The organism is Clostridium sp. AM34-11AC, from assembly GCF_003435375.1.
Classification (GTDB): Bacteria; Bacillota; Clostridia; order Lachnospirales; family Lachnospiraceae; genus Pilosibacter; species Pilosibacter fragilis.
On sequence record NZ_QWGL01000051.1, the window covers coordinates 1 to 11,690 of the forward strand.

Here is an 11,690-nt window from a genome sequence, read left to right on the forward strand (position 1 = left end):
AGGGGCATGTTCACAATTTATTTACTCATGCGTTTTTCGTGCACTGACATTGCTATTTACGCCTTCATTCTTTCCAAAGGCAAAAGGGAGGAACGTGAAGGCAAAGTTCAGTTTATTGATGCAACCGATATGTGGACTCCTTTGAAGCGTTCCCTTGGTAAAAAGCGTAGAGAAATTTCCAAGAAGCAGATTACACTCATTACTGAAATGTATTCCGATTTCGCTCCTGGTAAGAAAACCATATGGGATGAAAAACGCAAGCACGATTGTGTGATTGAAAGCAAAATTTTTGACCGTGAAGAGTTCCTTTATAAAGAATGGTCTGTGTACCAGCCTCTTCAGCGTAGTGGTGCCATTAACGCTGAAACTATTGAGGCACTTCGCAACAGTGCTTATTTCACAGCGAATACAAACATCTTCAACGAAGCAAAGTTCGAAGAATTAGAAGAAAACAACCCCCGTAGTGATGCTGATGAGAAAGCATACCAGAAACAACTTAAGGGACGTGAGTTTACCGCCTCCGTTATCGAAGCATTGACTACGCATATCTCCGATACCGTATATACTGACTTTTCAAAATTTGAGATTGCTTTGAAAAAAGCACTTGCGGATGTGGATGGACTGTCTCCTTCTCGTTTAGGAGGAATCGCCATGGAAATGTCGGTTATCGATAAAACAGCCGTTATTCAGAAAGATAAGAAAGGCAATATCATCATTGACCCTACTACCAAAGACACTGAAATCATCCGCTTAAACCAGGATGTTAAATCATATATGGATGCTGAAGTATTTCCTCATATTCCGGATGCCATTTACTGCTATGAGTTTGATGAGAAAAAGGCTGAAAGTACAACGAACAAGGAACGTTTAGGAGCCGAATTCCCATTTACACGCTATTTCTATGAATATCGTGAACCAGAGAAAGCAGATGACTTGTTGGCTCAGTTTATGGAACTGGAATCTTCATTGGCTGAAAAGATTGCTGCCTTACAGAAGGGAGCGAAATAATGGAAACTATGAAAGAAAGCGGTATTCAGTGGATTGGGGCAATCCCCGAAAGCTGGAATACAAAACGAATCAAATACATGACCACCCTAAAGGGACGTATTGGTTGGCAAGGCTTAACTTCTGAAGAATACCAAGACGAAGGAGCCTATCTCATCACGGGTGTTGATTTTGCTAACGGTGGCATTGATTGGGAAAATTGCGTTCATGTTCCTATGAAACGTTGGGAAGAAGCAAAGGATATTCAGATTCAAGACGGTGACCTATTAATCACCAAAGATGGAACTATTGGAAAGGTTGCAATTGTATCAAATATACCGGGAGAAACATCTCTTAATAGCGGCGTCCTTCGTATTATGCCGATTGATGGTTATAGTAAACGATTCCTCTACTGGGTAATTAAATCCGACGAATTCTGGAATTGGTTCAACTATAAAAACGCCGGAAATAGCACTATACAGCACTTATATCAAGGAGATTTTGCAGAATTTCTCTATGCTTTTCCTAATTATCTGGAACAAGAAGCCATTGCAAATTTTCTTGATGAGTATTGCGGTAAATTAGAAAATATTATTAATAACTTGGAGCTGCAAATCGAAACACTCAAGGCATATAAGAAATCTTATCTCTGTGAAATTGTAACACAAGGGTTAAATTCCAACATTCCTACAAAAGAAAGTCACATTGAATGGTGCGAGTTAATCCCTTCTCATTGGGAAACTCTTCGTATGCAGGACATAGCATTATATAAAAAAGGACCATTTGGAAGTGCTGTAACTGTTGATATGTTTATAGAAAAAGGTGAAAATACCTATAAAGTCTACGAGCAGAAAAATGCAATTCAAGGTGATGCATCCTTGGGATGGTATTATCTATCGTACGAAGATTATCGTGGTTTGAAAGACTTTTCAGTTTCCCCCGGAGATATAATCGTCAGTTGTGCCGGAACTATTGGTAAATGTTACATTTTATCCGATAATATTGAGCCAGGAATTATTAATCAGGCTCTTATGAGAGTACGAATTAACAAAGGATTTAACAAATCGTATTTCATCTATCTATTTGATGTAGCATTGGAATATATGAACGCCAAGTACAGCAATGGAAGTGCAATAAAAAACATCCCTCCATTTAGCATTTTGAAAAAACAAAACATTCCAGTTCCACCTATGGAGGAACAGAATGCTATCGTTGCCGAATTGGATTATAAGATTCCTCTCATAGACGATATTATCAACAAAAAAGAAACACAGTTATCTGTGATGAAAAATCATAGAGATTCTCTTATCTTTGAGTATGTCACAGGGAAAAAACGAGTAAAGGAGGTTCAGTAATATGCCTATCAAAGCAGACCAACTTCGAGAAAAAGAAGATTATCAAAAACTAATTATGGAACGCTTGCATGAAGATAACGGTTTCCGCATCCGTCCTAACACGGCATATAAGCCGGGATTGGCAATGGACACCGAGATGCTTCTTGAGTTCCTTGAGGACACCCAGCACGATGAAATGGAACACCTCCGTCGTATGTATAAGGATCGTACCGAAGAAACGGTTACTAATTACATCAATGCTGAAATCAACAAGGAAAGCCGTGGCTTGATTGATGTTATCAAGCATGGTGTTGAATTCGACAACGGTGCCATATTAAAACTGATGTATCGCAAGCCGGACAGCACCATCAATACACAGGCTGTTGCAAACTACAAAAAGAATATCTTCTCCGTCATGGAGGAAGTTTATCACAAAGCCGATGAGCGAGTAGATTTAGTTCTATTTCTCAACGGTCTGGCGATATTTGCCATCGAACTTAAATGCAACACATCCGGTCAGTCCTACAAAGACGCCATCAAACAATATAAGGAAGAGCGTGATGCTACCACTCGTCTTTTCAAGACCAAGGTTGGTGTTTTCGCAGCCTTTGCTATGGATTTGAACGAAGCGTATTTTACAACCGAACTCAAAGGTACAGATACATTCTTTAATCCATTTAACATTGGCGAAAATTTCGGCAAGGGAAATCCTCACAACGAAGATGGCTTGAATGTTTCCTATATGTGGGAAAACATCTGGATGAAAGATAAAATCCTGTTCTTGATTGAGCGTTTTATTTACATCAAGAAAAAAGAAACCAGAAATGCAGATACCGGAAAAATCAAGGAATCCAAGGTGCTGATTTTCCCTCGTTTCCATCAGCTTCGTGCCGTTGAGCGTGTTATGAACGATGTCATTGTGAATCATACATCTTGCAACTACCTCATCGAGCATTCTGCCGGAAGCGGAAAAACAGAAACCATTTCCTGGTTGGCTCATATATTAGCAACGGTTCATGATGCAAATAATGACAATATATTTGATACCGTTCTGATTATCACCGACCGTATCATCGTTGACCGTCAGCTTCAAGAGGCTATCCTTGGCATCGAGCATAAAAGTGGTCAAGTAAAAGTCATGGATGACAAGTGCGATTCAGAAGATCTGGCTATCGCTCTTGGTGGAAATACGAAGATTGTTGTTACTACAATCCATAAGTTCTACTACATCCTCAATAATAATCTGCTCGGCGACCTTAAGAACAAGAAATTTGCAGTACTGATTGATGAGGCGCACTCTTCCACTGAAGGCGTTTATATGCAGTCAGTTACCAATGTTCTGACCAACGAGGAAAATGAGGAAGAAAAAACCGAAGAAGATAAAATGCTTGAGGAAATCCAGAAAAGCGGTAAACAGAAAAATGTTTCTATGATTGCTTTTACTGCTACTCCTAAACCGGATACCCTTCAGCTTTTCGGTACCCTTAACGCAGAGGGCAAAAAGGAATCCTTTGACCTGTATTCCATGAAACAGGCTATTGAAGAAGGATACATACTGAATGTTTTGGACAACTATGTTACTTGGAAAACCTACTGCCATATAAATAAAGCTATTGAGGGTGACCCGGAACTTCAATCCATCACAGCAAAACGCAAAATGGCTCGTTTCATTGATTTGCACGATACCAATATTGCGCAAAAGGTTGAAATAATTATCGAGCATTTCAGAGCCAATGTTGCAGGTTGTCTTGGTGGAAAAGCAAAGGCAATGGTAATTACATCCTCCCGCCCTGCTGCCGTTAAGTACAGACAAGAGTTTGAAAATTATATCCAAGCAAAGGGTTATTCCGGAATCAAAGCACTTGTAGCCTTTTCCGGCAAAGTAAAACTGAACGATACAGAATACACCGAACCTGTTATGAACGGCTTTAAGGTAGAAGAACTGCGATACGAATTTGACCGTAGCTGCTACCAGGTACTTATTGTTGCAGATAAATATCAGACCGGGTTTGACCAGCCGAAATTGGTGGCAATGTATGTCGACAAGCGTCTGCGTGGTGTACAGGCAGTACAGACACTCTCTCGCTTGAATAGAATTTGCCCTCCTTATGATAAGACCACTTTTGTCCTGGACTTCAAAAACAGCTACGATGATATCAAGGCAGCTTTTGAACCTTACTACAAGGATACCGTTTTATTTGAGACTATTTCGCCGTCCGACATTCGTGACCTCGACCGTGAGATTGATGCCTACGAATTCTTGGATGCAGACGATATTGATGAATTTAACACTTATCTGTATAAGGAAAACCGCACTTCCAAGGACAAGCAGCGTATGTGGGCATTGCTCGACAGTGCATTAAAGCTGATTACCAAGCGTCCTGAACTGGAGCAGATGGAAATCAAGATTACGATTCGCCGTTTCTTAAAGGGATATTGTTTCCTTATCCAGGCTACGGCTTATGAAAATCTCGAATTCCACAAGAGATACAATTTCCTGTCATATCTGATTAAAGAACTCAATCCTGGAGGTGGCGGAAATAATTTTGACATTGCAGATAAAATCACCGTAAGTGATTTTAGGCAAAAACAGATGGAAAAACACGAAGGAGGAGAAATTGAAGCAAAGCCGGAGGTAAAAATCAAAAAGCCAAAGCCTGCAAGCGTTGAAGAGGAACAGAAAAAACTTCTTTCCCAGATCATAGACGAAGTGAATGCCCTGTATGACAAAAACTATGAGCCGGATTTTACAACAAAAGCAGCAATGCAAATTCGAGACCTTCTACTGAAAAATCCAGCACTTAAAGACCGACTTCAAAAAAGTGCAAATAACAACACTTTAAGCGAATTCAAATTCACATATGATGACTGTGTACAAGATGCACTGGTTGAAGGTTATGACCAGAATGTTGACTTCTACACTCTGCTCCTTAACAACGAAGAAATCAGAGCAAAATTCGCCAATGTTTTCATGAACGAAATATACCGTATTTTACGTGGAAACACACCTACTGTTGTTAACTATAGCGACTTTGCGGATACTGCTTTTGTTTCAAAAGTAGCTGAATACCCTGCTCCTTACGGAGAGAAGAAAAAAGACTAACAAGGAGGAATTCATATGGCCAAAAATCCATTTATGCATTATGTTCCGGATTTTGAAAAAGAGGCCGAGGATTTCCTTCGCAAATATGAATGCGCCGATGCAATAGATACTCCGAGACCTATCCCAATCCGTGATATCGCAACAAGACTGATGTCTTTAGATATCGTGGATACGGAATATCTATCATTTGATGGAAGCGTACAAGGTGCTATTGCCTTCACCCGAGGCATTATAGATGTGTACGATTGGTCTACAGAGCAAAACATCGGATATGAAGTATATCATCCTACAATATTTGTCGATGCGGATATTTTGAATCTCGGTAGAGCAAACAACACATTGGCTCATGAATGCTTTCATTGGTGGCGCCATCGGAATTACTTCAACTTCAAACGCACACACGAAAATGGTGCAGAGTTTGCTTTTCGTTGTAATAATCGCATTTCGCAATTCGGAAGTCTTCTCGGCGGAGAATGGTCCAATGAGGACAAAATGGAGTGGCAGGCAAAAACAATTGCCCCCAAAATACTAATGCCACGCAATGCCTTTAGGAGCAAAGTTGATGCGACTTATAGGCAACTCACGGGTGACAATAAGAACATCTGCAAACGTGCCGTAACTTCTACAGTGCTTGATATTGTTTCCGGTTTCTTTGAAGTATCCAAGCAATCTGCCGCTATTCGAATGCTCGAACTGGGATATCCAGAAGCAGAGGAATACTGCGGAACGGAAAACACAAATAACCGAAGAACTCAAACTGCAAACAGAGCGAGGTCAACAGCTAAATACCATCTCAGACCCATTACCCCTGTCCAGGCATTTGAACTTTACTGCACAAACGATTTGCTGAAGGCAGCATTAGACACAGGTGCATTTCACTTTACGGAAGGATACTTTATTTTCAATGACGATAAGTATCTCCATATGAATGCATCCGGAAAACGAGTGCTAACACCATATACAAAGGAACACCTTCCAGAATGCGCCCTTGATTTTTCCGTTAGATTGGTTTCGGATTCTTTGATGCACAGTCAAACAAGTATCATGTACCGTTCCGACAGTATTTTCAAAGAAGAGTCTTCATTTGAAGCCAATACACAGAACACAGAACTATTTAATAAAGCTAAAGACTTCGAGAAAAAGTTACAACGCTCTCAAGCAAAGACTATTACTCCGGCAACTTGGATGAAGAGGCGTATGGAAGAAGAAAACTGGTATGAATACACCTTTGAAGAAAGAACGAAGTTGGATAAGATGCACTACTCTCGTGTGCAAGGAGGCACCCATAAATTTACCATGCGTCCTTTAGTGGCTATGGGAGTCGGTTTATCTCTCGACTTGAGCGAGATGGAAGAAGTCCTAAGACTTGGTGGAATGGCATTCCAAGATGGAGACCGAGAGCAGGAAGCATATAAATACCTTTTCACTGCTTTTTACGGCAAGGGTATAGATGAGTGTAACGATTTCTTAGAAGCGGTCAATGTACCCACCTTGGGAACACAGCAGCGAAAATAATAAGGAGGTCAAAAATGGCATACGGAAAATCTATTGAATTATTTTTGGCTAACGGAACTGCCGATAGCCTCATCATAGCAGAACTTTCTAACTGGAACGGAAAGGCTATAAAAATACCACGAATAGAGGTTTTAAACTGTAGCCGTGAGGACTTTTCACAAGCAGGTGTTTACTTTCTCTTTTGCAAAGAGGATGATGGTTCAGACTCCGTATATATCGGTGAAGCTGAAAATGTAAAAGAACGCCTCGTACAACATATTCGTGATTACCAGTCTGAAAAAGAAAAATATTATTGGAATACAGCTGTTGTTTTCATCGGTCGAGATTTAAACAAAGCACTCATTAGATATCTTGAAAATCGATTTGTTGATATTGCTCGTGGATGTCACCGCTATACGGTTCTCACCAAAAACACTTACAAAAACACAGTTATGAAGGAATCACATATTGCAGCTATGGAGGAGTTCATTGACAATGTAAAAATTATTATAAATGCTTTAGGATATAAAGTTCTTGAACCACTACTCCATCCCGACTCTACTGATTCCACTGCCATAGATGATGTCCTTTTATACATAAACAAAGGAAATGCAGTCGCAACAGGCAAAGTTACTTCTGAGGGCTTCGTAGTATTAAAGGGATCAACTATTAACGAAAAGATGTCTGCAAAATCACTGGGAGCAAGCGTTGTGAAACTTCGCGAGAAGTACCTTGCCGATGGCAAAGTTGAAACGCTGGCAACTACTGAAGATATTCTTTTCTCCAGTTCCTCCGCTGCAGCTGACTTCATTCTTGGTTACAGCGTAAGCGGACCCAAAACCTGGACAGATAAATCCGGACGCTCTTTGAAGGAAATTGAAGATACTCTATAAAATCTAACGCCCTGACCTTACAACATGAGGATCGGGGCGTTTTAATATTCCTATCCACTCAACCCTCCGCAAAGTCTTTCTATCCACTCAACCTTAGCCATTTTTATCCTGTCAACTCGACCTCGAAAAATGACGATTGATATATTCCCACAAAAGAAAAATCAGGGTATCCAGGCACCCCTCAGGAGGTTGTCTGAATACCCGGAAATGCTTTATTTCAAGGCTATTTACACTATTTAGTTCTGTACTTTTGACATCAATACGACCGTCTCAACGGTATTCCCTTTATCCCACAAAAGCTCCGTAACTTCCCCGCCATCCTTGAACACCGGAAAATTCAAACCAATCCGCTTTAGCGGATATTCAGACTCGTCATTCCTGTAAATTTCAATTTCCTTAATCAAGGCTGTGACCACATTTCTCTTTTCTTCGTCATTTATTATATTATAAACGCAGTCGAAATTCACCATGATTTTGTAAATATTCTCAAGAGTAATTGCCTGCTGCTTAATTGCATCTCGCCGAAGTCTGGCATCTTCGATTTTTTCCTCCAGCTCAACAATGACATCATATAGGGAATCTAACCGCAAGGTCATATCATGGAGCTTTCGTTCCCGGTATTTTGCATCAGCAGGGAGACTGTCAATTTCCCGTTCCAATCTTGTTTTATTCAGATCAACTTCCTTCAGCTTTGCCTGATAGCCCTCCAGTTCTTTATCCACTGCTTTCGTGTCAATCTGAACTCCAATCCGTTTTTTAATGGCTTGGGCATATTCCTCATTCCTTACGATCTCACGAATTGCCTCAATGACCATCGGTTCAATATCGGTCTTTTTCAGCATCGCCTTATATTCACAATGCTTCCCCCGGACCATCCTATTCCGGCTACATACATAATAGTAAATTTCTTTGTAAGTGCCATCTTTATTTGTCCATGCGTGTTTATTCGTATACATGGGACTTCCACAAACCGGGCATTTCAGCAGACCGGATAACAAATGAACTCGATCCCGCCCAATTTTTGACGGTTGCTTTACTCCGGTTCTAAGACGCTTGGCATGAGCCTTTTCCCATACCTCCTCACTAACGATTCCTTTATGCTGTCCCTCTGTCAGAATGTAATCGTCATTTCTTTTCATCTGGTAATCATTTTTTGTGCCTTTGACTTTTTCCTTCGTTCTCCGTCCATAAGCAATTTTACCGCAATAAACCGGGTTATCCAATATCAGTTTAATAAAATGTCCTGTCCAATCCTCTAATGTGCCATTCTGCCTCGGAATTTTCCGTATACCTTGTAAGTTCAACTGATTCGCAATACCACCCAAACCGATTTCCGATGAAGTATATAATTCAAAAATCTTCCGTATTGCCACAGCCTCTGTTTCTTCAATCATCAGCTTGTTATCTTCCAGTGTATACCCGTAGGGAGCAAAGCCACCATTCCATCCACCTTGCCGTGCCTTTTCGCGCCGCCCGTTCATCGTCTGCTCGATAATATTCTCACGCTCAATCTCAGCCACAGCAGATAGTACAGAAATCAAAAGTTTTCCGCTTGTCTGAGAGGAATCAATCCCTTCTTCTATGCAAATCAGATTTACACCATAAGATTGAACCAACTCCAAAGAGTTAAGTATATCTGCTGCATTACGACCAAACCGTGACAGCTTATACACTAAAATATAGTCAATGTCCAAGCCATCCTCAATATCTCTGAGCATTTTTTGAAAGGCAGGCCGTCCCTCAATGGATTTACCGGATTTACCGGCATCTTCATAAGTATCAACAACGATCATTTCCTCACGATCCGCAAATCGTGTCAGCATATTTTTTTGACCTTCCAGGCTGTATCCGTCCACTTGCATCTCTGTGCTGACCCTCGGATACAAAACACAGCGTTTTCCATATCGGTTCATAATTCATACCTCCAAAATTTACTTTTGGAAAATATCCTATGTAAAGCTGCGATTCTCACGCAGCTCCGTCAACCTCGCCCAGCACTCTCATACCATATTTCTCGATGATATGTGCCAGCGAAGTGATAAACGCTTCAAATTTTTGTTCCGCCAGAAGTTCTTCTGACCGGATTTCATCTGAAGGAATCAATGCGCTTTTATTCTGGATATTCTCCATTCAGAATCACCTCCGCAATTCCTAACGAAATTATAACTCTACTTGCACAGCCTGAAAATGATACGGGCCTTTCGGCACTTTTATGTAATCCCCAGACTGCACAAGAGCGTCTTGTTTATATTTTCCATGTCATCCTTGTTTAGATGACCAATATAGTTTTTTAACCTCGACTTGTCGATTGTTCTGATCTGTTCCAGCATAACAACAGATGGTTTCACCAAACCGCATCTGTCATTTAAGTGGTAATGCGTGGGGAACTTTCTGCTTTTTTTGCTTACACTGGTAATTGCTGCAATAATAATCGTAGGACTGAAACAATTTCCCACATTGTTTTGAAGAATGAGTACAGGACGAGAGCCACTTTGTTCGGAGCCGATACCAGGGCTTAAATCAGCCGAATATATGTCACCTCGATGGAATTTTTCAAACATCACTCTCGCCTCCTTAATATCTTAATACTTAAACAGCCGCACCAGTCTGAAAGAAATCTTCGGATAAAAACCTGGTGCGGCTACTGTTATTCTGTTCGGATTACTCGTCATATTTGCCACGCCCCCTGATGATGGGGACATTCCCGGTCTCCGCTGGCGCGGCTGTCATAACTCCGCAGCGTCGTTTTACTCGTGCGCCGCAGGGTTCCCCCCAAGTCTTTAGGAGGCCGTGAGGAAGTATCATTATTCCCCCATGCAGTCACCGCGTCCCGAAATGCCGCTTTCGGGTTTCAGACTGACGTTGATCGCTCGGAACAGTTCTGTTCATCACCTCCTGGGGCTGTCCATCTTCGCGGCGCGCCTGATTCGCTCGTACATGGGTTATGTACCGGAAATGCCGTCTATTCAGTTGTCAAGCTGCATGAGGGAGACAGACCCTCTCACTTACTTCCCCGTTGGGGGAGTGGTTTTGGTCTATGATTTCCCCATGTTTTTCAAAAATTTTTTTAATTTTCGCAGCAGCTTGACCTTGCGCTGATGCAGAGCTGTTTTGGAAATTCCAAGCTCCGTTCTGACAATCCGTTCTGATTTGTCCTCAAAATAAAGTTTGCGGAGAATGATCCTCTCATTCGCTGACAGATATTGCAGTAATTCCTCCAGCCAAACAGACGAGACGGCCTGTTCCTCTACGGGATGAGCGGAAGCGGCAAATTGCCTGTCCTGTTCCAGCAGACGCTCATAGGAATCCTCTCTACTGGGTAGGAAAGAGGCGGTTGCTTTCTGGAACTTTTCCACTTTCAAGTCGTAGGAAAAGTATTCCTCTTTTCGTTCGTAGTGCTGATACACGCGGTAGACCTGTTCGCTTACCGGTACAGCTTGTCCGTCTATGTAAAGATACCGTAGTTTTCTTTCATTGCTCATGGTGTTCCTCCGTTTCGATTCGTGGGTTGGTTTGCGGACGAATCGAAACGGGGCGGCGACCGGCATCCAGGGCCGCCGGTGTCAGGAACGCTGTCGAATGGGAAGTTCTTGTAGAAAAAAGGTCTGACAGGAGGAGGCTTGTCCTTTCTTGTCCTCCTTCGGTGGCATTTTTTGTGTTTCTTTCCGGCTTTTTTAGGTTTTATGTAGAAACAGCGCGTATAAAAATAGGGCGCAAGTGATGGTAAGTTCACTTGCGCCCTGATCGGACTGGATATGTTATTTTGGAAGTCTCCACCTGTTAGCGGTGGAGAAAGGTCAAAAGGGGTATCTACCCATAAGCGGCCTCCCTTGCACCGCTATGTGAAGTGCTATACTAACGTTGTAACAGTAGTGGCTAATA

At 41.7% G+C, this 11,690-nt stretch carries 8 protein-coding genes and 1 pseudogene; 5 read left to right on the plus strand and 4 right to left on the minus strand.

Annotation, left to right across the window (positions count from 1 at the left end; genetic code table 11):
* The 5 genes and pseudogenes from DW826_RS16695 to DW826_RS16715 form a co-directional block, all read left to right on the plus strand.
* Nucleotides 1-1,008 (plus strand): annotated as a pseudogene (locus tag DW826_RS16695) (SAM-dependent DNA methyltransferase); the annotation flags it as partial.
* Complete coding sequence (locus tag DW826_RS16700) at nucleotides 1,008-2,339, plus strand: restriction endonuclease subunit S (RefSeq protein WP_117553264.1); 1,332 nt, start codon at nucleotides 1,008-1,010, stop codon at nucleotides 2,337-2,339. The pseudogene DW826_RS16695 and the gene DW826_RS16700, both read left to right, overlap by 1 nt.
* Nucleotide 2,340: 1 nt before the next feature.
* Entirely contained in the window at nucleotides 2,341-5,421 is a 3,081-nt protein-coding gene (locus tag DW826_RS16705) for a DEAD/DEAH box helicase family protein (protein ID WP_117553265.1), read from the plus strand.
* A 15-nt stretch (nucleotides 5,422-5,436) separates the two neighbouring features.
* Entirely contained in the window at nucleotides 5,437-6,936 is a 1,500-nt protein-coding gene (locus tag DW826_RS16710) for an ImmA/IrrE family metallo-endopeptidase (protein WP_117553266.1), read from the plus strand.
* A gap of 14 nt (nucleotides 6,937-6,950) precedes the next feature.
* Complete coding sequence (locus DW826_RS16715) at nucleotides 6,951-7,808, plus strand: GIY-YIG nuclease family protein (RefSeq protein WP_117553267.1); 858 nt, start codon at nucleotides 6,951-6,953, stop codon at nucleotides 7,806-7,808.
* 236 nt (nucleotides 7,809-8,044) lie between these two features.
* Here DW826_RS16715 and DW826_RS16720 read toward each other — a convergent pair whose 3' ends face one another.
* The 4 genes from DW826_RS16720 to DW826_RS16735 form a co-directional block, all read right to left on the minus strand.
* Nucleotides 8,045-9,721, minus strand: a complete 1,677-nt coding sequence (locus DW826_RS16720) for a recombinase family protein (protein ID WP_117553268.1) — start codon at nucleotides 9,719-9,721, stop codon at nucleotides 8,045-8,047.
* A 55-nt stretch (nucleotides 9,722-9,776) separates the two neighbouring features.
* The gene (locus DW826_RS18385; RefSeq protein WP_004797315.1) at nucleotides 9,777-9,938 is read right to left on the minus strand and encodes a hypothetical protein; all 162 of its coding nucleotides are present in this window, start codon (nucleotides 9,936-9,938) and stop codon (nucleotides 9,777-9,779) included.
* 80 nt (nucleotides 9,939-10,018) lie between these two features.
* A complete protein-coding gene (locus DW826_RS16725; RefSeq protein WP_002576184.1) occupies nucleotides 10,019-10,369 on the minus strand; it encodes a type II toxin-antitoxin system PemK/MazF family toxin in 351 nt (116 codons plus the stop codon).
* Nucleotides 10,370-10,843: 474 nt separating this feature from the next.
* A complete protein-coding gene (locus DW826_RS16735; protein ID WP_117553269.1) occupies nucleotides 10,844-11,290 on the minus strand; it encodes a sigma-70 family RNA polymerase sigma factor in 447 nt (148 codons plus the stop codon).
* Between the last annotated feature and the right edge of the window lie 400 nt (nucleotides 11,291-11,690).

Coding starts and splice junctions, on each gene's coding strand:
- DW826_RS16710 (WP_117553266.1), top strand. CDS start 5,437: ATGGCCAAAAATCCATTTATGCATTATGTTCCGGATTTTGAAAAAGAG.
- DW826_RS16725 (WP_002576184.1), bottom strand. CDS start 10,369: ATGTTTGAAAAATTCCATCGAGGTGACATATATTCGGCTGATTTAAGC.
- DW826_RS16720 (WP_117553268.1), bottom strand. CDS start 9,721: ATGAACCGATATGGAAAACGCTGTGTTTTGTATCCGAGGGTCAGCACA.
- DW826_RS16715 (WP_117553267.1), top strand. CDS start 6,951: ATGGCATACGGAAAATCTATTGAATTATTTTTGGCTAACGGAACTGCC.
- DW826_RS16735 (WP_117553269.1), bottom strand. CDS start 11,290: ATGAGCAATGAAAGAAAACTACGGTATCTTTACATAGACGGACAAGCT.
- DW826_RS16700 (WP_117553264.1), top strand. CDS start 1,008: ATGGAAACTATGAAAGAAAGCGGTATTCAGTGGATTGGGGCAATCCCC.
- DW826_RS16705 (WP_117553265.1), top strand. CDS start 2,341: ATGCCTATCAAAGCAGACCAACTTCGAGAAAAAGAAGATTATCAAAAA.
- DW826_RS18385 (WP_004797315.1), bottom strand. CDS start 9,938: ATGGAGAATATCCAGAATAAAAGCGCATTGATTCCTTCAGATGAAATC.